Below are 25,145 nucleotides of genomic sequence, written 5' to 3' on the forward strand. Positions count from 1 at the left end.
CGCACGACTCCCGCACGTCGCCCGCGGCGACGGACCCTCTCACGGTTGCTGGCGCCGCTGATCGCGACCGCGGCCGCCGTCGCCGCCACCGCTGCACTGGTCGCGCCCACGCAGGCCGCACCGGCGAAACCCGCGCCCGCGCCGTTCCCGATCGGCGACCTGGCACGGCTGTACCCGTCGGACGTCTCCTCATTCCCGGGCGGCATCTACCTACAACCGATCGAGACGTTCAGCGCGCTGCGCCGGGACCATCCCGAGATCATGGCGCAGAACCTCGACAAGGTCGTGGCGATCAACCAGGCCGCGGCCGACGATCCCGCCCTGCAGCGACGCGCCCTCACCGACGCCCACGACGATCCGCTCGTGACGATGTCGGATGCGTTCGGGCAGCAGCTCGGACGCCACTTCCGGGACGCACTGGCCGCCGGCCGGCTGCCCAAGACCAAGGCGATCTTCAGTGACTACCTGGCACGCGGTGGCGGCCTCGCCAACACGACACTCGTCGAGAAGTACGTGTTCGACAACGACCGCCCGTTCGTCGTCGCCCCCACGCGAATCCGGAAGTACACACGCGCCGGCGCGAACGAGTACGACGCCCTCGGAACCAATCCGTCCTTCCCGTCGGGACACGCGGGCATGTTCTTCTGGCGCGGAACCCTTCTCGCGCTGATGCTTCCCGAGTTCGCCCCGCAGTTCCTCACGCGCGCTTCCGAGGGTGGATATCACCGCATCGTCCTCGGTGTGCACTACCCGCTCGACGTGATCGGGGGTGCGATGGTCGGGCAGGCGGCGGCCGCCGACCGGTGGAACGACCCGGGCTTCAACCGACTGCTCCGCGCGTCCGCCACCGAGATCCGTCGTGAACTCGAATGGCGTTGCGGCGCCCCGCTGCCCATCTGCATCGAGCAGGACACCCCGTATCTGACCGACGCCGAGGCGAGGCGCATCTACACCGATCGCCTCACGTACGGCTTCGGTCGCGTTGCCTCACCCACCCATCGGATGGTCGTTCCGCAGCAGGCCGTCGACATGATCGCACCGGCCTTCCCGTCGCTGTCGGACGCGCAGCGTCGCCAGATCCTCGTCGCGACCGCACATCCCGCCGGGTACCCACTCGACGACCAGCGGCCGGGACGCGCCTCCTGGCAGCGACTCGACCTCGTGCGGGCTTACACCGCGCGCGTGACCGTCGACCGCGACGGCGACGTCACCGTTCACTGACGACCCGCTCCACTTTTCTTACTGAATCGTTTGCCCCACTGCGCGTTGCGAACTCGCCGAACGCGCCAGTTCGGCGTGCCGATTGGACCAGTGTGAGTCCAGTTTGCCGGAACAGCTTGACACCGCCGTAAGGATACGGCTAATTTTCGGGTGGTCCACGTCACACCCGACGGGGACTCACCGCCCGTGACCAGGGCGGACGGTGCCGAACCTCGGATCCAGTCCGACGACTGGGTTAACGAACTCAATCACCCTCAAGCCCCGCCGGGGCGATGTCGTCATGCCCTCGTTCTCGGGCTGCTTCGTCGTGCCCGGAGATCATCGGGAAAGGCAGTCGAAACATGCGTTTGTCGAACTCTCGAAGAGCCGGTCGGTTGGCGGCGGTCGCCGTCGCCGCGGCGTGCGTCTTCTCGGTCGTGTCGTGTAGCAGCGACGACGGCGGATCGAATGGCTCCGCCGCGGATTCCAGCGGCGCCAAGGCCTCCGGCGAAGCGATCAAGGTCGGGTTGTTCAACCCTTCGAAGGGCCCGGCCACACAGCCCGGGGTCACGACCGGCAAGCAGGCGGCCGTCGATTACATCAACAACCAGATCGGCGGCATCAACGGCCGTCCCATCGAGATCGTCGACTGTGGCATCGACCAGACCGCACCCGAGTCGACGGTGTCCTGCGCCAACCAGTTCGTCGAGGCCGGCGTGGTCGCCGCGATCGACGGTTTCAACGCCGAATCCGCCGCCGCCGTACCGATTCTCACCGCCGCGAAGATCCCGCTGGTCGGCCAGATCCCGTTCAGCACCATCACCGGGGCATCGCCGGCGAACCGCGTGTACTTCGGTCCACCGCCGGCCGCGTTCCTCGTCGGCTTCATGCAGCAGCTCAAAGCCGAGGGCAAGACGTCACTGACCCTGGCGAACGCGGATCTTCCCCAGGCCCACCAGGTCTTCGACGGGCTCATGAAACCGCTCGGCGCACAGCTCGGCATCGACGTGAAGTCGGTCTACTACCCGCCGACCGGCCCCAACTTCACGCAGCTGGCCAGCCAGCTCGCCGAGGGCAATCCGGCCGCCGCCGGACTCATGACCTCCCCCAACGACAACGTCTGCACCAAGCTGGCACAGTCGCTGCGCTCGGTGAAGTACGAGGGGACCATGTTCATGGCCGCGTGCACCGACTTCATCGACACGCTCGGCGCGCAGGCGGTCGGCGCACAGACCTACTCTCCGTTCTGGCAGCCGCCCGCCCTCGACGCCACCCCAGCGGAGGTCAAGGGCAACCTGGAGACCGCACAGAAGTTCATCGACGATCAGAACGGCACCGCCGGCTTCTACGCCTACGGCACGTTCTCGATCCTCGCGGACTTCGCGACCACGGTCGGCAACGCGAAGCTCACCGAGTACACCGGGCCGAGCGTCCTGCGCACCCTCAAGGCGATCAAGGACTACCAGTCCTTCATCGGCCCGAAGCTGACCTGCGGCAAGACGACGACCCCGAACTGCACCACCGAGATGCTGCTGTTCAACGTCGTCGGTGACAAGAAGACCGAGCCCGCCACCGGCGGTTTCATCACCCCGCTCCCGGCAGCGCTCCAGCGCATCCCGGGCGCCTACTGAGCGATACACCGCGCGGTGGGGCGGGCCTCGACCCGAGGCGCGTCCCACCGCACCCGCTCTCCACGAACCGATCTCCGGGTGGCACGTCCACCCGTCCGCGCCATCCGACCGCGTGAGATGCACACGCGCCGAACGAATGAGTACGCCACATGGGCCAGTTCCTCCAGTTCGCCTTCCTCGGGCTAGCCGCCGGTGCCATCTATTCGGTACTCGCGTCATCCCTGGTCGGCATCTATGCCGCCACCGGCATCATCAACTTTGCCCAGGGCGCCATCGGCCTCTACTCGGTCTATCTCGTCGCGGCGTTACGCACGGACGGCAGTCTCGTCCTGCCCATCGGCACCGTGAGTCTCGGCAGTGAGGACAACCCCACGTCGATGGAACTGGCACTGGTCCTCGGTGTGGTCAGTGCCGTGGTCTGGGCGCTGCTGGCGCATGTCCTCGTCTTCCGGCCCCTGCGACACGCGCCCGTGCTGGCGCAGGTGGTCGCGTCGGTCGGTCTCATGTTGTTCCTGCAGGCCCTCGTCCAGTTGCGCTTCGACACGGAAAACCTCTTCGCCCAGTCGATCCTGCCGGAAACCACCGTCGAGATCGGCGGTGCCGTCGTCAACGTCTCCGATCTGATCCTCGCCGGCGTCGCCATCGCGGTGTCCCTGCTGCTGTGGGCCTACTTCCGGCTCACCACCCTCGGTGTCGCGACGCGCGCCGGGTCCGAGGACGAACTCGCCGCCCGCCTGTCCGGCTACTCCCCCGACCGTCTCGCCGCCATCGTGTGGGCGATCACCGGCGCGGCAACGGGTCTGATCGTCGTGCTCGCCTCGTTCACCATCGGACTGACCGTCACGAGCTACACGTTCTTCGTCATCCCCGCACTCGCCGTCGCCCTGGTCGGGCGGCTGACCTCCTTCGGGATCGCGTGCGCCGCAGGCCTTGTGCTCGGAGCCTTCCAGTCGGTCATCTCCTGGCTCGCCACCAAGAGCTGGTGGCCGGAATGGGCGCAGGCCGGACTCGGCGACGCCGTGCCCTTCGTCATCGTGGTCGTCGCACTGTTCCTCCTCGGCGGCCGTATCCCGTCGCGCGGATCGCTCGGCGAGGTGCGCATGCCCGCGGTGCGCATCCCGCGCATCCGGATCATCCCGACCGTCGCGATCATCGCAGCCGTCGTCATCGCGATCCTGCTCACCTCCGGCACCTGGCGGTTCGGCGTGGTCACCTCGGTGATCCTCTCCCTCATCGCCCTGTCGCTGGTTCTGCTGACCGGTTACCTCGGCCAGATCTCGTTGGCGTCCATGGCCTTTGCCGGTGCCGCCGGATTCGCCCTGTCGAAGCTGACCACCAACTGGAACGTGCCGTTCCCGTTCAGCATGCTGTTCGCGGCACTCATCGCGACCGGTCTAGGCGTGTTGGTCGGCGTCCCGGCCCTCCGCATCCGCGGCGCGCAGCTCGCGGTGGTGACCCTGGCAGCGGCACTGGCGATCCAGAGTTTCGTGTTCAACAACCCCGCCATCACGGCATTCGAGGGCAACATGATCGCCGACCCGACGATCTTCGGCATCGACCTCGGGGTACGCGACGGCACCAATCTCGTCACCCTTCGGTTCGCGCTGATGGTCCTCGTCGTCGTCGCGATCGCCACCCTCGTCGTCCTTCGGTTCATGGGCGGCTCGACCGGCCGCGCGTTCCTCGCGGTCCGTTCCAACGAGCGCGCCGCGGCGTCGGTCGGGATCAACGTCGCCGCAACGAAACTCCTCGGCTTCGCCCTGTCGGCCTTCCTCGCCGGCATCGGCGGCTGTCTGATCGGTTACAGCCGCGGGCAGCTCTCGGCCGGTTCGTTCACCGTCATGATCGGCCTGACCCTGCTCGCGATGACCTACGTCGGCGGCATCACCTCGTTCGCCGGCGCCGTCATCGCCGGCATCATCGGTCCGCTCGGCGTCGGCTATGTGTTCCTCACCCAGACCCTCAGTCTCGGTGAGTACTACGAACTCATCGCCGCCGGCAGCCTCCTGCTGATGGCTGTGCTCAACCCCGTCGGCGTGGCCGGGGCGGCGTCGGAACTCGGTGACAAGATCCGGGCCCTGCGGCACCGGAAACCAGACCCCAAAACCGAGGCGCCCGGCGCGGCGCAGAGCACACAGGCAGGTGTCCATGTCTGAGTCGACCGCATCCGATACCGCCGTCCTGGACGGGACCGCGCTGCTCCGAACCGGCGGGCTCTCCGTCCGATATGGCGGAGTCAGCGCCAATTCCGATGTCGACATCACCGTCGGCGCCGGCGAGATCGTCGGACTGATCGGCCCCAACGGCGCGGGCAAGACCACCTTCGTCGACGCCGTCACCGGGTTCACCAAGGCGACCGGCACGGTCTCACTCGCCGGTGAACGCCTGGAGAAGGCGTCGCCGCACCGTCGGCGCCGAGCGGGTATGGCACGCACGTGGCAGGCCGGTGAGCTGTTCACCGACCTCACCGTCTCCCAGAACCTGGCCGTCGCCGTCCAGCCCGTCGGTCTGCGCGCGATGCTGTCCGACGTCGTCAACGGTTCGCGGCCGCCCGCCGAGACCATCGATCGGGCACTCGACCTGGTCGGCCTGCGCGACGCCGCCGATCAGCTGCCCGGCGAACTCACTCTGGGACAACAGAAGTTGGTGGGCGTCGCCCGGGCGCTGGTCGGTGGGACACGGCTCGTCCTGCTCGACGAGCCCGCCGCGGGCCTCGACACCCACGAGAGCCGTGACTTCGGCGCCGAACTGCGGCGCATCGCCGCCACCGGCATCGGCATCCTGCTCATCGACCACGACATGTCGCTGGTCCTGGACGTCTGCGACCGCCTCTACGTGCTCGACTTCGGAAAGGTCATCGCCAGCGGCACACCCGCCGCCATCCAGGACGACCCGGCGGTGATCTCCGCCTACCTGGGAAGCCCGGAGGTCGACCCGGATGTCGTCGCCGAACTCGACGCGGCGGATTCGTCCGGTGCCCCATCCGATCCCGCCACCGGCACCCAACCCTCCCCCACCGACGCGCCCGAGGAGAACCGATGAGCACCGACACCTCCGCCGCGAAGCCCGTCCTCGAACTCGACGACATCACCGTCGGTTACGGCGGTGTGCCGGCGGTACGCGGCTTGAGTGCCTCGGTCCGCCCAGGGGAGATCCTCGCCCTGCTCGGGCCCAACGGTGCCGGCAAGACGACGACCCTGCTCGCCGCCGTCGGCGCACTGCCGCTGATGTCGGGCTCCGTCACCGCGCTGGGCGAGCCGATCGACCACCACATCGAACGCAACGCGCGCCGTGGAGTGACCCTGGTCCCCGACACCCGCGGTCTCTTCCACAAGCTGTCGGTCTCGGACAACCTGCGGCTCGCCAAACGCAAGAACGGCACCGACCTCGACACCGTCTTCGAGTACTTCCCGAAACTGAAGACCATGCGTTCGCGGCACTGCGGCAACCTCTCCGGCGGTGAGCAGCAGATGCTCGCCCTCGCCAAGGCCCTGCTCGCGCGTCCGCGGGTTCTGCTCATCGACGAGATGAGTCTCGGCCTGTCGCCGGTGGCCGTGCAGGATCTGCTTCCGCGGCTCCGCTCGTTCGCCGACGAACACCAGATGGCGGTGGTCCTCGTCGAACAGCACATCGACCTCGCGCTCGGGATCGCCGACTCGGCGATCGTCCTGCACCACGGCCGGGTGGCCCTGTCGGCGAGCGCCGCCGAACTGCGCAGCCGACGGGACAAGGTGGAGGCCGCGTACTTCGGCCGCACCATCGAAGAACAGGCCTCCTGAGACCGGTCACGACGAACGACACCACCGAACGAATCCGGGGACGACGTGGTCATCGCCGACGATCAGAACGCGAACGGGACCGACGGGTCCGCTCGCCGGCGCGTCGGGCGTGACCGCCCCGCGCGCAGCACCCGCAACCGTCCGACCGACGAGGAGTTGCTGGACGCCGCCTGCGAGGTGATCGCCGAGGTGGGCGCCGACCGCGCGACCATGACCTCGATCGCCGAACGCGGCAGCACCACGCGGGTGACCCTCTACGCCCATTTCGGGTCCCGCGACGAGCTCGTCTCACGCGTCATCGCCCGCGAACTCGAGATCTTCACCTCGTTCATGTTCCGCGTCTACGACGAGAGCGAGGACATGCCCTACGGGGCGCGTGCCCGCCATTCGGTGCGGTGCCTGTTCGATTACGCCCGCAACCACCCCGCGGGCCTCCGCGTGCTGATGGGACACAGCGAGGGCGGAGGCGGCAACCGGCGCTTGTACGCGGCGCTCGAACCGCGTATCTCCGCCCGGCTCCGACAGAACTACGCCGAACAGGGCGCCGACATCGCGGCCGGCGCGGACACGCTCGCGTCCCTGCTGCTGGGCATGAGCCTCGACGTCGCGCACCGTGCGCTCATCGTCGACGGCGCCGGCATCGACGAGGCGTGTGACCTCGCGGTCACCGCCACCATGGCCGTACTCCGGGACGTCCGGCCGGAACAACTCCAAGCGCTCGACGCCTCCCTCGAACAGCACTGACAGCCGAATCACCCGGCGTCGCCCGCACGATCGGCGGCCGGTCCCGGGCCCGTATCCAAGACCCGGACAAGTCGACCCCAAGTTTCCCGCAAGCGGGCCGGGCGATTCTTTCTCCTGTCACACGAACCCCCGCGGTCGAACCGCCCCCGGTACCCCCGGACCACGGCCGCCCAGGAGAGGAACACCATGTCGCGTCCGCAGAACATCCAGTCCGACACCGATCAGCTCGAGACCGAGGAGATCGGCCCGCTTCCCGGCCCGCGCCGGCCGCTGTGGCAGATCGGTCGCCGCGCCACCGTCATCGTGGCCTGCCTGGGCTTCAGTGCCCTTGCGGCGTGCAGCTTCAGCGTCGGCACCCAGACGGTCGAGGAGGCCTCCGACATCGATGTCGGCGAGTGCCTGCAGATCGGTGAGGAGGACGGCGAGGGCAAGGTGGCCGCGACCAAAGAGGACTGCGAGGGCACCGAGGGGCTGACGTTCTACGCCGCCGACAAGGTGAGTTCCGGTGCGGAATGCACCGCCGACTACACCTCGAGCCTCACCTTCAGCGGAGGTGACCAGAAGCTCTGCATGACACCGAATTTCGCGACCGACACCTGCTATCAGATCCCACTCAACGGCGGAGAACTCGCCGACTACCGCGAGGTCGAATGCAGCACCTCGCCGGTGGAGAACACGATCATCGCCAAGACGGTCAGCCGTGGCGACGGATCTATCACCTGCCCCGGGGATCAGACCAGGTGGACCTTCACGCAGCCGGCGTCGATCGGTTACTGCCTGACCGAGGATGTCACCGCCGCAGGCGAATTCGGCGGCTGAGTCGCCGGCTCGGCCACCGGCGGCTGGCCCGACGATGCGGAGTTCGCCGCCGCGTCTACCAGGCCGTGACCGACCCGGTAGTCGACGCGCATCCGGGCCATCTCCGCATCGCGCACGCGATAGGCCTTCTCGATCCGCGCACGGGCTCGCCGTGCGCCGCCCCGGCGCTGTGCCGAGCCGGCCAACGCGAGGGCCGGACCGACCCGACCGAGAACGTGCTTGATCGTCCCGTCCGGGATACCCAGGGCGTCCGCGTCGTGGTCGCCGATGAACACCCGCTGCAACCCGTACATGATGTTGGTGGCCAACCGGTTTCGCAGGACACGCGGGCCGGGGAGCACGTTGGCGAGCTCCGGGACGAGATAGTCCTCGGTGAGCGCGACCACGAAGTCGTGATCGTCGGGTCCGGGTCCCGGCGACGTCAGGCGATACAGCTCTTCGATGCGGACATGATCGGCCTCGCAGCTCGGATTCAGTTCTGGACTCATGCCGACGACATGCCCGACGTAACGCCAGAGATGGTAGATGTCCTCCAGTTCCCGATCGGTGAACCGGACCCCGAGTGTGTGCATGGCGGCGATCGCGATGTGCCCGAACTCGGCGATCGTGAAGGCCATGTACGGCTGTGGAATCGGCACGCCACAAGCCTTTTCGTCCCAGTCGCCCCGCTTCCACAGCATCTGCCGCACATGCGCGTGGATCATCCGGACCCGCACGGTGTACGCGAAACCGTCGCCGTCGCGGCGCATTCCGCCCGGCGTGATGACCTGGCTGAGCCACTCCCCGACCTCCACCGACCGCATCGCCGGCTGCGACACGTAGCGCCCGGTGGTCGCGAGCGGCTTGGCGGCGATGGTGTTCCCCGCTCCGCGCACCAGTGATGCCGCGCCCAGCACGATGCCGAGCGGTGCGGTGTTGACGATGAGCGCATCTGCGGCCCGGGCCATCCGGTCGTGGTCGGCCCAGGCCGGCTCGTCGTCGAGGAAGGTGAACAGCGCGCGCATGGAATCGGTGGACTCGTCGAGCGAGGAGATCCCGTGGGCGAGTGCGTTCCGGAGCACGGAGGTCGTCGACCCGCCCGGGTGCGAGTCGGCCGCGACCGCGTCGGCGAGGGGATCGGCGAGCCACATCTGGTCGAGCCAGACCCGCCCGGCCTCTCCGTATCGCTGCACCGCGAGGTCGGCATTCACCAGATCAGACGGGATCCCCTTCATGAATCCATGAAAACACGAGCGATCCTCACTTACCATTCACTTTCTATGAGCCCGTCCCCGTCATCGAAGAAGGCCACTCAACAGGCACGGAAGTCGCCACGGCAGCAACGCAGCCGCGAGATGAGGAGGCTTCTCCTCACCTCTACCCTCACGTTGTTGGACCGGCATCCGGACCGGCGGCCGACGACCGCCGAACTCGCCGCTGCAGCCCACATCAGCATCGGCACCGTCTACCGCTACTTCGCCGACATGGACGCCATCGTCGAGGAACTACGCCTCGCCGCGGTCCACGACATCACCGCCACCCTCGCGAGCGGCATCGGACGAGCCCTGGACCAGCCGCCACTCGACGCGATGACCATCGTCGTCGAGACCCTCGTGGCGTCGTTCGAATCCCACGCATCGGTACTCCGGGCGTCGCTCGAACTCCAGAACAACGGTTTCGGCGACGCCTGGGCCGAGGTCGAGGGGCCGCTGCTCCCCCTGGCCCGCATCCTGCCCTCACGCCTGCGTCCCGACCTCGACGATCGGGCGATCGACGACCTCGTCTTCCTCACCATGGGTGCGACCGCGAGCCTGTGTCTGCGCATCGCACTCCGCCGAACCCAGCAGGCCGACCGTGAGGCACTGATCGCCATGGCAGCCCGAATGTTGCTGGCGGCCTTCGACACCACGAGTGATTCGCGAGCCGTCGGCAACTAGGCCGCGGCGACCCCGGGCTTCACCAGCGTCTTCCGGACGTACACCTGGCGACGGACGCGTGCGACGACCGACCCCGACTCGTCAACGATCTCGGTCTCGAACCACGTGAGACTCTTGTGGCCGGAGGCGGTCTCGACGCGGATCTGTTCCACGACCGCGGGATCGACGATCATGGTCGCGGTGAGACGACCCTGCCCCGGACTGACGTAGTCGATCTCGCCGGCGGCATCCCACACGACGTAGCCCTTGCCGAGCTGATGCATCAGGAGAAGTGCGTAGAACGGGTCGGTCATCGACGACAACGTCCCGCCGAACGCGGTTCCGAAGTAGTTCCGGTTCAGCTTGCTGATCCGATACGTGACCGTGGCCGACGACCAGTCGTCGGCGATGTGAGTGACGCGCACGCCCGCACCGAGGTACGGCGGCCACAGACTCATCCCGAGCCGCATCTTCTTCGCGGTCATCCGCATTCTCGAGAACCCCATCCTATGTAGACCTACATAGGACAGATAAGCGGTCGGATCGGCGGAACGTCAAGAGGATCGTGGTCGACAGTGACGAGCGTCATCCCGATGGAGATCCTTCCGCGTTCTTGCCACAGAATCAGCAGGAACCGGGCCTGTCTCGCCGCGAGGACCTCAGAGGCTGCGCTGCTTCGCGTACTCCGCCATCGCCGCGCGCTCGCCGTCGTGCTTCGGGTAGAAGAAGAACACGATCGCGGCGCCCGCCAGCACGATGACCGCGGCGGCGCCGTAGGCGCGGTTGTCGCCGTGCACGAAGGCGTCCCGGGCGGCGCCGATGATCTGGTCGGCGTACTGCGGATAGCGTTCGGCCAGCACCTCGGCGCTGGAGAAGGACTTGGTCAGTGCGGTTTCGGTCTGCTCGGTGATCTGGTCGGCCTGCGGCGACGCGGCGATGGTCTCCCGTAGATGGTTCGCGTAGCCGGCGGTCAGGATGGCACCGAGTGTCGACTGCAGGATGGCTCCGCCGAGGTCGCGCTGCAGATCCGACATGCTCGACGCCATGCCCGCCCGCTGGACGGGAACCGATCCGGTGAGCGATTGCGAAGCCGGGGTCCCGGCCAGTCCCACACCCACACCCACGAGGACGTAGACGAGGCCGACGTGCCAGAAGTGGGCGTGGGAGTCCCAGGTCAGCATCGCGAACACGAGTCCGGCCACGATGAAGGCGTAACCGGACAGCAGGGTGAAACGCGATCCCGTGCTCTGCACGAGCTTGGCCGACTGCGGCGCGACGATGACCATCGCACCGGCGGCGGGCAAGATCGTCGCGCCGGCGGCGAGGGTCGAGTAGTCGAGCACGTTCTGCATGTACTGCTGGCCGATGAACATCGCGCCCATCAGCGTGCCGAAGACGATGAGCCCGCCGACCGCGGCGACCCAGAAGGTGCGTCGGGCCGCGATTCGGAGGTCGAAGAGCGGAACACGCACGCGCAGTTGCCGCCAGACGAATCCGGCACCGGCGACGATCGCGATCACGGCGAGGATGTAGACCTGGAGCCGCTGATCTCCGTTGGGCGCGAAGTTGATCGCGAGGACCAGCGCGCCGACCATCACGATCGAGACGACACCGCCGAGGTTGTCGACGACCGCCGCCTCGTCACCGGTGTCGGTGGGCACCAGTCGCCACGCGGCCGCCAACGCGAGAACGGCCAGCGGAAGGGTCACCAGGAACACCGCGTGCCAGCTGAACACCTCAAGCAGCGCACCCGACATCAACGGGCCGAGCGCCGAGATCGCCCCGCCGAACGCCGACCAGGCGGCGATCGCCCTGGTGCGCCTGGGTCCCGACCACAGCGCGGTGATCACCGCGAGGGTCGTCGGGAAGGCCAGGCCCGCAGCGATACCGCCGACCAGGCGGGCACCGAAGAGAACCTCGATGGTGGGCGCGAGCCCTGCCACGAGCGACGCCGGGATCGACAGTGCCATGCCGAAGACGAGCATTCGTTTGCGGCCGTGACGATCTCCCAGCGCACCGAAGTACAACACCGAGGCGGCGAGGCCCAGCGAGTATCCGACGGCGATCAGGTTCAGTTGCGTCGAACTGGCGTCGAGATCCTTGCCGATATCGGGCAGAGCGACGTTGGCGACCGCGAGATTGATGTTGGCCACGCCCGCGACGAGAATCAGCGCGATGAGAATCGCACGCGCGCGTGCCGGTGCCGTGCCTGTTTCGACCTCGGGCGTCGTCGACGTCATCGGTGAATCGTACGTGCGGAAGCACTGCCCGAGCAGGGCTTCCGCACGTCAGCGGCACGGAATTGCCACGCCCCGGGCACCGAACAGTCCGGGGAGGGATCGGCGTGTGTCAGATGCAGACGCTGAACGACAAGGAGCCGAGCGGAATGTCCAGGCAGAGCGACACCGACCCGACGGCCTGTTGCGGCTGGATCGGTGGCGACTGGGCAGGTGCAGCCGACGCCGCCGGCACTCCGGCGAGTCCGAGTGTGCACACCGCGGCCGCCGTTGCGGCACCGACAGTCAGACGACGGGTGATCTTTGACTTGTTCATGATTGAGCCCCCTCGAGCACATTTCCCCCACACCGAGACCTGCTCACGTGACCCATCGCCGCAGGTGGTGCTGGGTCCTGAGTCTACGCCGCGGCGTGCCCGATCGCGTCCCACATCTTGGGGACATTCGAGGAGGACCGGGCTCAGAGGCTGATGCGCAGACCGTCCCACTCGTGGTCGTGCATGAACCCCTCGGCGAGTCCGACCCGGTACTTCGCACAGCTGCGCAGGATGCCCGCGTATGCGAACGGGAGCATCACCGCCGGCATCTGGTCGCCGGGCCGGGTGATCACATCCGATGCGCCGCGGAAGTCGCGGATGAACTGGCGGAAGGACCTGCCGTTCCGGGAGGGGGCACGCCAGCCGTAGAGCATCATGCCGAGACCGATCATCTTGTCGACATCCGTTGCGGGGGTGATGATCTCCGTGTCGGGATCGGAGGTGCCGAGGAAGGCGCGGTCCACGCCGTCGCCCGGGGAGAACATCATGATCCCGCTCGTCGCGCGCGGATTGCACTCGATGCAGAACAGGTCCTTGTCAGGGCCTTCCTCGATGAAGTCGAAGCCGATCTGCCCGGTGAAGTCGACACGCTCGACGATGTCGGCGACCCACGCCTGGATGCGCGGATGGTCGACGGACCGGAAGTTCAGACATGAACTGCCGTCGATGGCGTAGTCGACCGGATAGGTGGCGTGCGCGTAGATCCGGCCCTTGTGGCACACCGAATAGGTGCAGTACTTGTCGCCCGAGATCCACTCCTGCGCGACCCACGGGTTCTGCTCGTCGTGCTCGAGCCAGGTCAGCGGATCCCCGGGCTGCACCTTGTGCACCTTCTGCGAACCGCGCGAGTAACTCCGCTTGAGCGCGAAGGGCTTGTCGAAATCGAGCGATCCGGCGTCCTCTGGTCCGGCGACCCGCGCGAACTTGCGCGTCGGGATTCCGAGTTCGACGAGCAGTTCCTGGAATTCGTACTTGTGGTGCAGGCGGTTCTCGATGTCGAAATCGGAGAGGAAGAGCCGGCATTGCGGCGGAAACAATTCCGCGAGCATCGCGATGATGTCGGTTTCCTCGTGGACCGGGATCACCATGTCGACGTCGTTCTCCTCGACGATCCGCGCGAGCGCACGACAGTACGCGAGCGGCTCGAACTTCGGCGGCGGAACCCGGTGGAAGTCACTCACCCCGTTGGAGAATCGGCTGATCGCGACGGCCACCGAATCGACGGTCGTCACCCGATGGCCACCCGCGGCCATGAGCCGTGCGAGTTCCAGGGAGAGGAACGACCGACCGAAAGTGATCAGTACATGAGCTCGTCCGGCGCTGTCCACTCGACAGAGTGTAGGGGGTACCGGGTGCCCGGGCGCGACGCCTCGGTTCCCGTGCCTGTTGAACGGAATTCGGACACCGCGGGAATATTCGGTACCGATCTGTCGGTTCGACCTGTTAGTTTGCGCTCGACCGGTCTCTTCGGGCCGGTCGGACGCGTAGTGGCACGCGATCGGGTTGGACGACGGACCGGATGTTCGGCGAGACCGGGCGTCCGGACCGGGTTGGAGGTGGCATGCAACTGTTCGTGGTCGGTGTCATCGCCGCATGCCTTGCCGCCGTCGCCTACGGGATGTCGACGGTTCTCCGTGCGCTCGGCGCGCGCCGGGTCGCCGCGACGGCCGCCGAGGAGGGCAAGGGCATCACCACCGGGACCGGTGCCCCCACCATCTCCTCGACGATGTCCACCTTCGTCGATCCCGCCTTCATCCTCGGCACCACGATGGTCGTCATCGGTTTCGCCGGTGGATCGCTCGCCGCGCGGTTCCTCCCGCTGTTCCTGTCGCAGACCATCGTGTCCGCGAACCTCGTCGTCACGGCACTCCTCGGGACGATCATCCTCAACATCGCGCTGCACACGCGCGAATGGGTCGCCATCTGGCTCGTCGTGATGTCGCTGTGCCTTCTCGGTGTCTCGTCGTCGCACCACACCGGCGGCGGTGAAGAGATCGGCTTCCACTGGGGCCTGTTCCTCGTGACCCTCGCGCTGTGTGCGTTCGCCCTCGTCGGCGTCTACAACCTCGGTTCGGCCGCGGCCGCCATCGCCGGCGGTGCCGCGGCCGGTCTGCTGTTCGGCATCATCGCCATCGCCGTGCGCATCCTCGGCGGCGTCGAACCGTTCGATCCCGTCGCCCTCCTGACCGACCCGGCGGCATGGACGATCGCCACGGCGGGCGCGGTCGGCTTCTACGTCCAGACCGTGGCCCTGCAACTGGGTGCGGTCAACGGTGTGACCGCAGTGCTGGTGGTCGGCGAGACCGCCGGCCCGAGCCTCGTAGGCGTCGTGTTCCTCGAGGACACCGCCAAGCCGGGACTCGGCTGGCTGGCCATCGTCGGCTTCGTCGGCGCGGTCATCGGCGCCGTGCTGGTCGCCTGGTACGGCTCGGTCGACCCCGATCACCTCGGCGAGGCCCCGCCGATGAAGGGCGGCTGGCGCCGCGGCCGCGAGGAGCCGGAGGACGAAACCGACGGGCTTCCCGACGACTTCGATGCCGATGAGTTCGAAGCAGAGGCCTTCGAAGAGGACTTTCGCCGGGAACCGTTCGAGCCCGGCCCGCTCGCCGAGGCCGTCGAGCCGCACCCGGGTGACCCCGGGTCCGACCACCGGTCCGCCGGCAGACGGGACTCGCAGCGCAACTGATCGGGACGTATCTCCCCACCAGATGGTTGACACCCGTTCCACCGGTGGAGATGGTGGGGTGATGACGCCCACCGCGACGGAGTCGCTCGCCCGCCTCGCCTACGAGACCCTCGAACCCTTCCACGTCCTCGCCTACTTCAACCCGGGACTCGGCCGGGCACAAGAGGACACCGGTCTCGACGGCCACGCGTTCTACGTCGGCGCCCGCGGAGCTCCACTCGGTCCCTGCGCCGCCCCGGTTGTCTCCGCCGCCTTCTACAACTTCAACCCCGAACTGATCGCCAAGTCGTGGAACGCCGCGATCGACGCCGGTCTCGACCGCGTCCACGAACGTCGCCACGCGATGCTCGACGATTCCCTGCGAGAGATCCTGGGTGATTCCGCCGACGACGCCCTGCTCGACGAACTCGCCTCCGAGTACACCGAACTCGCCGTCGGCCTGCCGCTCGGCGGTCGTCCCCTGACGGCCGCGTGGGCTTCGGCACCGATCCCGGACACGCCGCGCCTGCGGCTGTGGCAGGCGACCGCGATCCTGCGGGAATGGCGAGGCGACAACCACATCGCGGCCCTCGTCCTCCACGGACTCAACGGATTCGACGCGGCCGTCTTCCATGAGGCCCAGCTGCCCGATCCGGAGGTGATACGCCGGGTCATGGGCAAACGCGTCGTGCTGCTCACCCGCGGCTACTCCGAACAGGACTGGGAGGACAGCGTCGACCGGCTCGTCGAAGCAGGCCTCGCCGAACGCGTCGACGACGGTCATCGCCTCACGGCACAGGGCGCCGCGGTGTACGACGACATCGAGGCGACCACCGACGCCGCGGGTGAATCCCGGTGGGCCGGGACCGCCGAGTTGCTCGAGCGGACCCGTCCGATCGTCAAGGCCGTGATCGGCGCCGGGGTCCTGCCCGGAACGAGGCGCAGATGAGTGGCCACGCCGAGGATGTGCGCGAGATCGAGAGCCTCAAGTACCGGTACCTGCGGGCACTCGACACCAAGGACTGGACCACGTTCGCCTCGACGCTCACCGCGGACGTGACCGGCAACTACGGCGCGACGCTGTCCTTCGGCACCCGGGACGAACTCGTCGGATACATGGAGGCCAACGTCGGGCCGTCGGTCATCACCGAGCACCGCGTGGCCCACCCGGAGATCGAGATCTCCGGCGACACCGCCCGCGGCCGCTGGTATCTGCAAGACCGGGTGATCGTCGTGGACTTCTCGTTCATGCTGATCGGCGCCGCCTTCTACGACGACACCTACCGCCGGACCGAGGACGGCTGGCGCATCAGCGCCACCGGCTACGACCGCACCTACGAGGCCACCATCGGACTGGTCGACCTGCCGAGCTTCGCGCTCGAGGTCGGCCCGGCCGTACGAATCTGAGGACGTGACATGTCTGAGCGAGTCTTCTCCGACCGGGTGGCGGCGGGACGAGCCCTGGGTGAGCGGGTCGCCGAGGTACTGCGGGCACGCCCCGACACCCGCACGGCGAGGCCGGTGGTGATCGGACTGGCCCGCGGCGGTGTGCCGGTGGCACGCGAGGTCGCCGATGCGGTCGACGGCGATCTCGACGCCCTGGTGGTACGCAAGATCGGGGCACCGGGGCATGCGGAGTTCGCGATGGGGGCCCTCACCGCCGGCCATCTGGTGGTCAACGACGACATGCCCCGGCGACTCGGGGTGTCGAGCGCCCAGTTCGACGCGGCCGCCGACCGGGAACGCCGCATCCTGCACGACCGCGAAGCGCTCTACCGCAGCGGCCGGCCGCCGGTCGAGGTCGAAGATCGGGTCGTGGTGCTGGTCGACGACGGCCTCGCCACCGGCTCCACGATGGCGGTGGCCATCGACGCGCTGGACGCGGCCGGCGCGTCGCGGCTGATCGTGGCCGTGCCCACGGCACCGTCGGATTCGGTCGGCCGGCTCATCGACCGCGGGGTCGACGAGGTCGTCGTGCTGACCATGCCCGAACCGTTCGAGGCGGTCGGACTCTCCTACGAGGACTTCAGTCAGGTCGACGACGATGAGGTGATCGCATGTCTGGATCGCGATCACCGGCCTTGAGCAACAACCTGGCGATGCCCTCACGATCGGTGACGTCCAGTTTGGTGGACGCACGGTAGAGGTGGCCCTCGACGGTGCGTACCGAGACCGTGAGCCGTTGCGCGATCTCCTTGTTGGACAGTCCTGCCGCAACGAGATTCGCGATCTCGCGTTCACGCGCGGTCAACGGGAGCGGTTGTGCCGCGGCGATCAGTGCGGGCGTGCGCAGTCCGCCGCACTCCGACGCGAGTCGATTGGCCGACGCCGCCGAGGCCACGGTCGCCGACCGTGCGCCCGCCGCGTCGTGCAGAACACTCGCCTGCGCGGCCGCGTCGGCTGCCGACAGCCGCACGCCCAGTGCCTCCAGATCGGCTGAGCACAAGTCGAGTTCGACCGCGTCGCCGGCGGCGAGAGCGGTTGCGTGCCGGGCGTAGAGCGGCGCCAGCGGACCGTCGACCAGTCCCGCGAGTTCGGTGAGACGCTCGGCGACGCCGGCATCGCCGAACCGGGCCGCAGAGTGCAGTGCCTCCGCCTCGACGGCGAATTGTCCCGACTCCCTTGCTTCTTCCGCTGTCCGGTGAACCAGCGCGACGGCTCGTGAGATGGTTCCGGCGGCCGCCGACTGCCAGGCCTCGGCGATGTCGAGCATCGGACCGAAGATCGCGACGTGCTTGCCGTACCGCGCCCGGGCCTTCTCCAGGACCTCGGCGGCACGGTCGGCCTGACCGAGCGCACTCAGCGCCTGGATCAGGAAGATGTGAGCCGGGAAGTTCCACGACTCGGAGAACTTCCCGCTGTCCAGGATCGCGAGGGTCTGCTCCATCCGCCGGGTCACGGAGACACATGCACCGCGCGAGAGCTCCACGGCGGCAACGAGAATCTCCGACATCGCCCAGCCCAGGTACTGCGCGGTCTGCGCGGCCGTCATGAACCGCCCGGCCGCCGCATCCGCGTCGTCGAGCCGACCGGTCAGCGTGAGGGCGAGGATCTCGCCGAAGCCGGTCGGGAATCGGAGCAGACCATCGACCTCCACCTCCCGGGAGTGCGCGGCGAGGGCCTCGACCTCGTTCCCGCAGCCCGCGACCGCCCTGGCGAGACTGCCGCCGAACACCGCCCATTCGATCGCCCAGGGCAGCTTCCGCTTCTCGGCGAAGACGCTGTCCGAGAGCGAGATCGCCTCACCGATGCGGTTCTCGAACAGCGCGCATGCCGAGGCGATACCGGTGACGATCGGGACGAGCGCCGGCCGCATGTCCCGCGTGCGCAGCATCTGCAGGATCTCGTCGGCGCGGTCGGCGTCGCCCAGCGCCCAGAAGGCGTTGCCGATTCTCAGGTTCCCCCACAGCAGGAGTTCTCCCTCGTCGAGATCGCCCGGCGAGAACCCCGAGAGGATCTCCTCGGCCTCGTCGGGATGGCCCTGCCACATCCGGGCGCGGGCAAGCAGTTCGGCGACGTCGAACCCCGGCGCCCTCGTCCAGGGCCGCCCGCGCGAACCGTTCGCCGAGCGAGGTCTGCGCGAGTTTCAGGGCATCACTCGCCGCGGTCCGGACGAGCGACAGGTCGATGTCGACGTCGCTCTCGATGGCGAGGTCGGCGAGCCTGATCCGCTCGGCAGGGGTGTTGGTGGGACGCGACCTCAGCGCCGCGACGAGGTTGCCGCGCAGACGCCGTGACGACACCAGGCCGAGCCGGCGGCGGATCACCTCACCGAACAACGGATGGAGGAAGGCCACATCCAGTCGGCGACCGTCCCGCGTGATGCGGACGAGTCCGGCGATCTCGGCCTCCTCGACCGCCTCCTCGCCGGCGAGTTCGGCCAGCACGTCGATGTCGAGCGGTTCGCACAGGCTCAGGTACTTGAGCGCGTTGAGAACCGAGGCGTCCAGTTGTTCGATGCGTCCCTCGAGCAACGATGCGAGTTCGGAGGTGATCGCGGCGCGCCCGCGCAACTGCCAGACCCCGTTGACCTGTCGCAGCGTGTTCGCCTCCCGGGCACCGTCCACGAGATGCCTCAGGAACAGTGCGTTCCCACCGGACGCCTCCCACATCTGGGTGGCCGAATGTTCCTCCAGCTGCCCGCCGAGGACCGATTCGATCAGCTCGACACTCTGCTCTTTGGTGAACGGCGACAACGTGATACGGGTGAGGTGGTTGTCCTTCCACAGCGACGTCACGGCATCGGGCACCGCTTCACCGCTACGGACGGTCGCCACGATGTGCACCGCCCGATCGATCGCGAGCTGGTGCAGCAGGGTCGCGGACAACTCGTCGAGCAGGTGCGCATCGTCGACGCCGATGACGACGTCACCGTCGGCGAGCAGTGACTCCCGGGCTGCCGCCAGATAGCTGACCGGATCGCTCGACGTCGCGGGTCCGACGAGATGGGCGAAGACCCCCAGCGGAATCGATCGCGCCGACTCCGTCCCGGCCACCCACCGCACGCCGGTCGGCAGTTCGGCGGTGGCATGCCGGGCGAGGGTGGTCTTGCCCACCCCCGAATCGCCGGTGAGCACGACTCCGCATCCGCTCGTCTTCCCACTGAGCGCAGCGAGGATCGTGCGGAATTCGCGCTCGCGCTCGACCAGCGGCCACGTGGTGGACATGACAGGGGATTTTAGTCCGCACCGGAGCTCCGCGTGCTCTGACGAATCGTCATGGACATGTCAGCAGGACGCGCAATGCCATGTTCCCGCCGCGCTTGTGGCGGACGGTGGGGCCGTCAAGTCCGCGAATCACGCATCCCGGGCATTGGTCACGATGATCGCGATCGACAAGAGGATCGCGGTGAACGTGGCGAAGTACACCAGCGAGCCAAGGGCATTCCAGTGAAAGGTGTCGTTCCCACCGGACAGGAAGTTCCACCCGTTGAGGAAGGGCAGGAACGGCGTGATGTTCTCACCGATGCGCGGGAGCACCGAGAGGATGCGTTCGAACGCGAACATCCAGCCCAACACGATGGCCACCGCGCCGGCGGAATGCCGGACCAGCGCACCCACCGCGAGCCCGATCAGCGCACACAGCATCGCGAACACCGGCGTGCCCCAGAGCTGTCGTACGGTGTCCGGCCCACCGAGCGCGATGCCGTTGCCGGTGAGCGCCTGCCCCAGGACCACCCCGAGGAGACCCACGACCGCTGCCACCACGAAAGTGAGACCGCCGAACACCACGGTCTTCGCGAGAATCACCAGCGGCCGTCGGGGGGTCGCGGCGAAAGTCGTTCGGATGGTGCCGAATCGGTATTCGGTGGTGACACCGAGGACGGCCATGATCGCGAAGATCGCCACGCCGAACTGGTTCACGCCGACCAGATAGTCGATGGTCCGGGTGTCGACCGACGCGGGGTCGGCATAACCACCGGACAGCAGCCAACCGAGCAGCGCCGCAACGCCGATGCCGAACACGACCACCATCGCCAGGCACCAGTACGGGGACCGGGTGCTCGTCAGTTTGATGCGTTCGGCGTCGATCGCCGCAAGCGCCGGGCCGATCATCGCCGACCCCCTTCCGGAGTGGGAGAACCGGATTCGACGGGCCGGAAACCGTCGCCCCCGTGATAGTCGACGGCGTGTGCGGTCATCGACATGAACACCTCCTCCAGCGAGGCCGACTCGGCGGCGAGTTCGTGCAGCGTCACACCGGTCGCCGCCGCGATGTCACCGACCCGGTCGGTCGTCGTGTCGGGCACCCGCATCACCGGCCGCCCCTGGGCGTCGGGCGCACCCGGTGCCGGCGCGAGTCCGGCCTCCACCAAGGCGGTGTGCAACCTCTCGAGTTCGGGTCCGCGCACCCGCACCGACTGCCGTGCCCTTCCGGTGAACTCGCCGACCGAACAGTCGGCGATCAGTCGTCCACGCCCGATGACCACGAGATGGTCTGCGGTGAGCGACATCTCGGTCAGCAGGTGGCTGGAGACGAGTACGGTGCGTCCTTCAGCGGCCAACTGCCGCATGAACCCGCGTATCCAGACGATGCCCTCGGGATCGAGCCCGTTGACCGGTTCGTCGAACAGCAGGGTGTGCGGGTCGCCCAGGAGCGCACCGGCCAGTCCGAGCCGCTGCGACATGCCGAGTGAGAATCCGCCGGCCCGTTTGCGGGCCACCGACGTCAGTCCGACCGTCTCGAGCACCTCGTCCACCCGGGACACCGGAATCCGGTTGCTCGCCGCGAGCCACCGCAGATGTGACCGCGCGGTGCGGTTGGGGTGAACCCAGTGTGCGTCGAGCAACGCACCGACCTGACGGAGCGGATGGTCGAGGTCGCGGTACTGCACGCCGTTGATGGTCGCGGTCCCCGAAGTGGGGCGGTCGAGACCCAGCATCATGCGCATCGTCGTCGACTTACCCGCGCCGTTGGGCCCCAGAAAGCCGGTGACCCGTCCCGGGTTCACCTCGAACGTGAGATCGTCGACCGCGCGCTGACTCCCGAAGTCCTTGGTCAGATTCGTTACCCGCAACACGACACGACCATAGCCGCCCGCCCTTCGAGCGGGATGGCTCCTCTCGCCGAGAACTCGATTCGGGTCACGCGTGATCGGGCATCGGTGACGACGCCTGCGCCCAGAACCTCTTGGGAATCCGCCCTGCCCGCGCCGCGAGGCGGCCCGCGATCACCGCATGCCGCATCGCCGAGGCCATCCGCTCGGGATTCTCCGCACGTGTGACCGCGGTCGCGAGAAGCACCCCGTCACAACCGAATTCCATGGCGAGGGCCGCATCGCTGGCGGTACCGATACCCGCGTCGAGGATGACCGGGAGCGGGTCGTCGGAGGCGGTCGCACAGTGGTCGACGATCATCTCGATGTTGTGCGGGTTGAGGATTCCCAGTCCGGTGCCGATCGGCGAACCGAGCGGCATCACCGCGGCGACACCGAGGTCGGCGAGTCGCGCGGCGAGAACCGGGTCGTCGTTGGTGTAGGCGAGCACCACGAAGCCGTCGGCCACCAACGAGGCCGCGGCGTCCACGAGTTCGACGGCATCCGGCATCAGGGTGCGCTCGTCGGCCACCACCTCGAGTTTCACCCAGTTCGTCTCGAACGCCTCCCGGGCCAGCTGCGCGGTGAGCACCGCCTCGGCGGTGGTGTGGCAGCCGGCGGTGTTGGGCAGGACCGCGATGCCGAGACGGCGCAGCAGGTCGAAGACACCGGTCCCGGACGCGGCGTCGACGCGACGTACCGCCACGGTCGTGAGTTCGGTTCCCGACGCCACGAGGGCCCGCTCCAGGCTCGCGAGGTTTGTCGCGCCACCGGTTCCGGTGATCAGACGAGAAGAGAACTCGCGGCCGCCGATCCGGAGCGGGTCGGCGTCGGAACCGCCGGCGACGTCGACGACCTCGGACTCAGCCACCCTGCACCGCTGTCACGATCTCGACGACCGCGCCCGTGGTCATCGTGTGCTGCGACCACTGTCCGCGCGGGACGACCGCACCGTCGACGGCCACCGCGATCCCCCGGTCCGGTAGGCCGAGGCGGGCGACGACGTCCCCCACCGACACGTCGTCGCCGACGTCGAGGTTCTCTCCGTTCACGGTGATGGTCACGGTCATGCTCCTTCCAGAATTCCCAGCACATTGTCCGCAGTGCCCGGCGCGAGGACGATGCCGTTGCGCCCGTGTCCGGTCGCGACCACCGTGCGGTCGTCGACCCGCTTCACGATCGGTAACCCGTCGGCGGTGCACGGCCTCAGTCCGGCACCCGCCTCCACCAGCTCGTAGGTGCGCAGACCCGGCATCACCTCGATGGCGTCCGCGAGCAGATCGGCGACCCCACTAACCTGCGGGGTGCGGTCACCGAAACCGCCGGCCTCGTATTGCGTTGCGCCGACCACGATCCCGTCCTCGCGCGGCACCAGGTACACCGCTCGGCCGTGGAGCCGGGCACGGACCACGTGCCCAGGCGGCGGCACCGACCACCGCGTCCGGCGCAGTCTCAGGATCTCCCCTTTCGCCGCGTGGAGCGGCACGTCGGGAAGCAGTTCCGCCGTGCCGAGTCCGGCGGCGACAAGGATCTGGTCCCGCGGGCCGGCATGGTCGTGGACGTCGGCCAGGCTGCCCACCCGCGCCTCGGTGAACCGCACCCCCGCGGCGGCCCCTGCGCTGCGCAGGGTCGCCAGCAGACGACGGTTGTCGATCGACCACTCGCCCACCGCCCGGTAGCCACCGACGAGCCGCGAACTCAACGACGGCTCCAGCGAACGGATCTCGCGACCCGTGACCGTGCTGAGTGTGGCGTCGGTCCGCGGTTGTTCGGCCCAGACGAAGTCCGCGAGATGCTGCAGGTACTCGGCGTCGGCGGCGGACGCGGCGACGAACAGGGAATCGGTGGCCGTGACGATCGCGGGGTCGCCGAGACGCTTCACCAGCGTCGGCCAGCGCCGCACCGACTCCACCGACATCGCGAGCGCCGCTTCTTCACCCGGATGCCCCTCGCCGAGCAAACCGAGCATGCCGCCCGCCACCCACGACGCCCGCTCCTCGTGCCCGGCGTCGACGACGCGGACCTGCCAGCCCGCATCTGCGGCAGCGAGCGCACAGGTCAGACCGATCACGCCACCGCCGACGACGGTCAGCGCACGGTCGGGCTGCTCCGGGTGGGGTTGTTCCTCGACAACATGGCTCACGCCAGATCACCTTCCTTCGCCGGAATGACCCGGATCAGGTTCGACGGTCAGCGGAGGGTCCGCACTCTCAGCCCGGCCGGTCCGGGCTCCCGTGTGTTCTCGCGGTCCACCCTACGCCCGGCCCGCACCGGCGCGGCTAGCCTGGTCGCCGTGACGACTGCCCCCGAATCGCGTGCTCGCGAACTGCGCCGCCGCCTGGACTCCGCCCGGCTCTACCTGTGCACCGACGCGCGGCGTGAACGCGGCGACCTGCTCGAGGTCGTGAACGCCGCCCTCGCCGGCGGCGTCGACATCGTGCAGCTTCGCGACAAGGGGTCACCCGGGGAGAAGAAGTTCGGCACTCTCGAAGCCCGCGAGGAGCTCGAGATCCTCGCCGCGATGCGGGACGTCGTCGACGCCCACGGCGCATTGCTCGCGGTCAACGACCGCGCGGACATCGCCGCACTGTCCGGCGCCGACGTCCTCCATGTCGGACAGGGTGACCTGCCGCCACGGGTCGCGCGCCGGATCGTCGGCCCCGAGACGATCGTCGGTGCATCCACCCACGACCCCGGGCAGGCTGCAGCAGCCGCCGCCGACCCCGACGTCGACTACTTCTGCGTCGGCCCGTGCTGGACCACCCCCACCAAACCGGGTCGGACCGCCGCCGGGCTCGATCTGGTGACGACGACCGCCGCGGCGATGTCCGAACCCGGGACTCCGGACAAGCCGTGGTTCGCGATCGGCGGCATCGATGCTCCGCGGGTGCCGGAGGTGACCGCCGCCGGAGCGCGCCGCATCGTCGTGGTGCGGGCGATCACGGCCGCCGCCGACCCTGCTGCGGCGGCCGCGGAGCTCCTCGCACGGCTGTAGCGCCCGGGCCCGGAAATCCGCCCCGAGAAACCGCCCCGGAAAAGCACCCTCCGGGGCGGCGCCACGTGCGTATCGTCACCGGTCACGCTCTGGAGGGCGTACTCCGGGGGTCGATTTCAGGGGCGGATCACCGGGGCAGATCTCAGTGGTGAAAATCCATTTGCCGCACTCACCACAGAGGTCTAGGCTGGACCGATCATGATGTGCATCAAGCGCGCGCTCGTAACCCGCCGCAGCGGGGTCTGATTCTGACCGACCCCCCGCTGCGGGTCGGTTGCGCGCTCTTGTCGGTCATCTGTTCTTCGACCGAAATCGGCTTTCGAGATGCA

General features: G+C 68.3%; 23 protein-coding genes, 1 pseudogene and 1 riboswitch. Of the genes and pseudogenes, 13 read left to right on the forward strand and 11 right to left on the reverse strand.

Features of this window, described 5'->3' with window-relative positions:
- Nucleotides 1–57: 57 nt before the first annotated feature.
- The 7 genes from BPODLACK_RS19510 (at nucleotide 58) to BPODLACK_RS19540 (ending at nucleotide 8,173) form a co-directional block, all read left to right on the forward strand.
- Complete coding sequence (locus BPODLACK_RS19510) at nucleotides 58–1,221, forward strand: phosphatase PAP2 family protein (protein ID WP_159406030.1); 1,164 nt, start codon at nucleotides 58–60, stop codon at nucleotides 1,219–1,221.
- Nucleotides 1,222–1,562: 341 nt separating this feature from the next.
- Entirely contained in the window at nucleotides 1,563–2,831 is a 1,269-nt protein-coding gene (locus BPODLACK_RS19515; protein ID WP_096274746.1) for an ABC transporter substrate-binding protein, read from the forward strand.
- 149 nt (nucleotides 2,832–2,980) lie between these two features.
- Nucleotides 2,981–4,987 (forward strand): ABC transporter permease, encoded by a 2,007-nt coding sequence (locus BPODLACK_RS19520; protein WP_159406013.1) that lies wholly within the window; start codon nucleotides 2,981–2,983, stop codon nucleotides 4,985–4,987.
- Nucleotides 4,980–5,873 (forward strand): ABC transporter ATP-binding protein, encoded by an 894-nt coding sequence (locus BPODLACK_RS19525; protein ID WP_159406014.1) that lies wholly within the window; start codon nucleotides 4,980–4,982, stop codon nucleotides 5,871–5,873. The genes BPODLACK_RS19520 and BPODLACK_RS19525 overlap by 8 nt, the downstream gene beginning before the upstream one ends.
- The gene (locus tag BPODLACK_RS19530; protein WP_096274748.1) at nucleotides 5,870–6,610 is read left to right on the forward strand and encodes an ABC transporter ATP-binding protein; all 741 of its coding nucleotides are present in this window, start codon (nucleotides 5,870–5,872) and stop codon (nucleotides 6,608–6,610) included. The genes BPODLACK_RS19525 and BPODLACK_RS19530 overlap by 4 nt, the downstream gene beginning before the upstream one ends.
- A 45-nt stretch (nucleotides 6,611–6,655) precedes the next feature.
- Nucleotides 6,656–7,354, forward strand: a complete 699-nt coding sequence (locus BPODLACK_RS19535) for a TetR/AcrR family transcriptional regulator (protein ID WP_159406015.1) — start codon at nucleotides 6,656–6,658, stop codon at nucleotides 7,352–7,354.
- Nucleotides 7,355–7,540: 186 nt separating this feature from the next.
- Nucleotides 7,541–8,173 carry a pyridine nucleotide-disulfide oxidoreductase gene (locus BPODLACK_RS19540; protein WP_159406016.1) on the forward strand — a complete coding sequence of 211 codons (633 nt, stop codon included), beginning with the start codon at nucleotides 7,541–7,543 and terminating at the stop codon, nucleotides 8,171–8,173.
- Here the strand turns inward: BPODLACK_RS19540 and BPODLACK_RS19545 are convergent.
- Nucleotides 8,125–9,387: an oxygenase MpaB family protein gene (locus tag BPODLACK_RS19545; RefSeq protein ID WP_159406017.1), complete on the reverse strand. Its 1,263-nt coding sequence runs from the start codon at nucleotides 9,385–9,387 to the stop codon at nucleotides 8,125–8,127. The genes BPODLACK_RS19540 and BPODLACK_RS19545 overlap by 49 nt on opposite strands.
- A 120-nt stretch (nucleotides 9,388–9,507) precedes the next feature.
- Here BPODLACK_RS19545 and BPODLACK_RS19550 point away from each other — a divergent pair, with 120 nt between their 5' ends.
- The gene (locus tag BPODLACK_RS19550) at nucleotides 9,508–10,089 is read left to right on the forward strand and encodes a TetR/AcrR family transcriptional regulator (protein ID WP_159406031.1); all 582 of its coding nucleotides are present in this window, start codon (nucleotides 9,508–9,510) and stop codon (nucleotides 10,087–10,089) included.
- On the opposite strand, the gene BPODLACK_RS19555 is transcribed toward BPODLACK_RS19550, so the two are convergent.
- From BPODLACK_RS19555 to BPODLACK_RS19570, 4 genes are all read right to left on the reverse strand, one after another.
- Nucleotides 10,086–10,574, reverse strand: coding sequence for a DUF4442 domain-containing protein (locus BPODLACK_RS19555; protein ID WP_236577724.1), 489 nt, complete (start codon nucleotides 10,572–10,574; stop codon nucleotides 10,086–10,088). The two genes, BPODLACK_RS19550 and BPODLACK_RS19555, sit on opposite strands and share 4 nt — an antisense overlap.
- Before the next feature lie 153 nt (nucleotides 10,575–10,727).
- Nucleotides 10,728–12,308 carry an MFS transporter gene (locus tag BPODLACK_RS19560; RefSeq protein WP_159406018.1) on the reverse strand — a complete coding sequence of 527 codons (1,581 nt, stop codon included), beginning with the start codon at nucleotides 12,306–12,308 and terminating at the stop codon, nucleotides 10,728–10,730.
- Nucleotides 12,309–12,417: 109 nt separating this feature from the next.
- Nucleotides 12,418–12,621, reverse strand: coding sequence for a hypothetical protein (locus BPODLACK_RS19565; RefSeq protein WP_096274753.1), 204 nt, complete (start codon nucleotides 12,619–12,621; stop codon nucleotides 12,418–12,420).
- 143 nt (nucleotides 12,622–12,764) lie between these two features.
- Entirely contained in the window at nucleotides 12,765–13,949 is a 1,185-nt protein-coding gene (locus tag BPODLACK_RS19570; protein ID WP_159406019.1) for an ATP-grasp domain-containing protein, read from the reverse strand.
- A gap of 233 nt (nucleotides 13,950–14,182) precedes the next feature.
- On the opposite strand from BPODLACK_RS19570, the gene BPODLACK_RS19575 reads away from it, so the two are divergent.
- The 4 genes from BPODLACK_RS19575 (at nucleotide 14,183) to BPODLACK_RS19590 (ending at nucleotide 17,371) form a co-directional block, all read left to right on the forward strand.
- Nucleotides 14,183–15,307 carry a DMT family transporter gene (locus tag BPODLACK_RS19575; RefSeq protein WP_006436713.1) on the forward strand — a complete coding sequence of 375 codons (1,125 nt, stop codon included), beginning with the start codon at nucleotides 14,183–14,185 and terminating at the stop codon, nucleotides 15,305–15,307.
- A 61-nt stretch (nucleotides 15,308–15,368) separates the two neighbouring features.
- On the forward strand, nucleotides 15,369–16,235 hold the full coding sequence (locus tag BPODLACK_RS19580) for an SCO6745 family protein (RefSeq protein WP_006436714.1): 867 nt from the start codon (nucleotides 15,369–15,371) through the stop codon (nucleotides 16,233–16,235).
- Entirely contained in the window at nucleotides 16,232–16,693 is a 462-nt protein-coding gene (locus tag BPODLACK_RS19585) for a nuclear transport factor 2 family protein (RefSeq protein ID WP_006436715.1), read from the forward strand. Before BPODLACK_RS19580 ends, BPODLACK_RS19585 begins: the two co-directional genes overlap by 4 nt.
- A gap of 9 nt (nucleotides 16,694–16,702) precedes the next feature.
- Nucleotides 16,703–17,371, forward strand: a complete 669-nt coding sequence (locus BPODLACK_RS19590; RefSeq protein ID WP_006436716.1) for a phosphoribosyltransferase — start codon at nucleotides 16,703–16,705, stop codon at nucleotides 17,369–17,371.
- On the opposite strand, the pseudogene BPODLACK_RS19595 reads toward BPODLACK_RS19590, so the two are convergent.
- The 6 genes and pseudogenes from BPODLACK_RS19595 to thiO form a co-directional block, all read right to left on the reverse strand.
- A pseudogene (locus BPODLACK_RS19595) lies at nucleotides 17,313–19,953 on the reverse strand (LuxR C-terminal-related transcriptional regulator). The gene BPODLACK_RS19590 and the pseudogene BPODLACK_RS19595 sit on opposite strands and share 59 nt — an antisense overlap.
- Before the next feature lie 129 nt (nucleotides 19,954–20,082).
- A complete protein-coding gene (locus BPODLACK_RS19600; protein WP_006436718.1) occupies nucleotides 20,083–20,841 on the reverse strand; it encodes an ABC transporter permease in 759 nt (252 codons plus the stop codon).
- Nucleotides 20,838–21,806, reverse strand: a complete 969-nt coding sequence (locus BPODLACK_RS19605) for an ABC transporter ATP-binding protein (protein WP_159406020.1) — start codon at nucleotides 21,804–21,806, stop codon at nucleotides 20,838–20,840. The genes BPODLACK_RS19600 and BPODLACK_RS19605 overlap by 4 nt, the downstream gene beginning before the upstream one ends.
- A gap of 64 nt (nucleotides 21,807–21,870) precedes the next feature.
- Entirely contained in the window at nucleotides 21,871–22,692 is an 822-nt protein-coding gene (locus BPODLACK_RS19610; protein WP_006436720.1) for a thiazole synthase, read from the reverse strand.
- A complete protein-coding gene (gene thiS / locus BPODLACK_RS19615; RefSeq protein ID WP_006436721.1) occupies nucleotides 22,685–22,885 on the reverse strand; it encodes a sulfur carrier protein ThiS in 201 nt (66 codons plus the stop codon). Before thiS ends, BPODLACK_RS19610 begins: the two co-directional genes overlap by 8 nt.
- A gap of 2 nt (nucleotides 22,886–22,887) precedes the next feature.
- Nucleotides 22,888–23,964, reverse strand: coding sequence for a glycine oxidase ThiO (thiO, locus tag BPODLACK_RS19620; RefSeq protein ID WP_159406021.1), 1,077 nt, complete (start codon nucleotides 23,962–23,964; stop codon nucleotides 22,888–22,890).
- A riboswitch (TPP riboswitch) is annotated at nucleotides 23,958–24,067 on the reverse strand. Its footprint overlaps the gene before it by 7 nt.
- A gap of 47 nt (nucleotides 24,068–24,114) precedes the next feature.
- Here thiO and thiE point away from each other — a divergent pair.
- The gene (gene thiE, locus BPODLACK_RS19625; protein ID WP_236577725.1) at nucleotides 24,115–24,816 is read left to right on the forward strand and encodes a thiamine phosphate synthase; all 702 of its coding nucleotides are present in this window, start codon (nucleotides 24,115–24,117) and stop codon (nucleotides 24,814–24,816) included.
- The last annotated feature ends 329 nt before the right edge of the window (nucleotides 24,817–25,145 follow it).

Source organism: Gordonia sp. YY1 (genome assembly GCF_009872315.1).
Lineage (GTDB): Bacteria > Actinomycetota > Actinomycetes > Mycobacteriales > Mycobacteriaceae > Gordonia > Gordonia amicalis.

Excerpts from the sequence above, each read along its gene's own strand:
- BPODLACK_RS19515 (WP_096274746.1), top strand. The coding sequence starts at position 1,563 with ATGCGTTTGTCGAACTCTCGAAGAGCCGGTCGGTTGGCGGCGGTCGCC.
- BPODLACK_RS19520 (WP_159406013.1), top strand. The coding sequence starts at position 2,981 with ATGGGCCAGTTCCTCCAGTTCGCCTTCCTCGGGCTAGCCGCCGGTGCC.
- BPODLACK_RS19525 (WP_159406014.1), top strand. The coding sequence starts at position 4,980 with ATGTCTGAGTCGACCGCATCCGATACCGCCGTCCTGGACGGGACCGCG.
- BPODLACK_RS19530 (WP_096274748.1), top strand. The coding sequence starts at position 5,870 with ATGAGCACCGACACCTCCGCCGCGAAGCCCGTCCTCGAACTCGACGAC.
- BPODLACK_RS19540 (WP_159406016.1), top strand. The coding sequence starts at position 7,541 with ATGTCGCGTCCGCAGAACATCCAGTCCGACACCGATCAGCTCGAGACC.
- BPODLACK_RS19545 (WP_159406017.1), bottom strand. The coding sequence starts at position 9,387 with ATGAAGGGGATCCCGTCTGATCTGGTGAATGCCGACCTCGCGGTGCAG.
- BPODLACK_RS19550 (WP_159406031.1), top strand. The coding sequence starts at position 9,508 with ATGAGGAGGCTTCTCCTCACCTCTACCCTCACGTTGTTGGACCGGCAT.
- BPODLACK_RS19555 (WP_236577724.1), bottom strand. The coding sequence starts at position 10,574 with ATGGGGTTCTCGAGAATGCGGATGACCGCGAAGAAGATGCGGCTCGGG.
- BPODLACK_RS19560 (WP_159406018.1), bottom strand. The coding sequence starts at position 12,308 with ATGACGTCGACGACGCCCGAGGTCGAAACAGGCACGGCACCGGCACGC.
- BPODLACK_RS19565 (WP_096274753.1), bottom strand. The coding sequence starts at position 12,621 with ATGAACAAGTCAAAGATCACCCGTCGTCTGACTGTCGGTGCCGCAACG.
- BPODLACK_RS19575 (WP_006436713.1), top strand. The coding sequence starts at position 14,183 with ATGCAACTGTTCGTGGTCGGTGTCATCGCCGCATGCCTTGCCGCCGTC.
- BPODLACK_RS19580 (WP_006436714.1), top strand. The coding sequence starts at position 15,369 with ATGACGCCCACCGCGACGGAGTCGCTCGCCCGCCTCGCCTACGAGACC.
- BPODLACK_RS19585 (WP_006436715.1), top strand. The coding sequence starts at position 16,232 with ATGAGTGGCCACGCCGAGGATGTGCGCGAGATCGAGAGCCTCAAGTAC.
- BPODLACK_RS19590 (WP_006436716.1), top strand. The coding sequence starts at position 16,703 with ATGTCTGAGCGAGTCTTCTCCGACCGGGTGGCGGCGGGACGAGCCCTG.
- BPODLACK_RS19600 (WP_006436718.1), bottom strand. The coding sequence starts at position 20,841 with ATGATCGGCCCGGCGCTTGCGGCGATCGACGCCGAACGCATCAAACTG.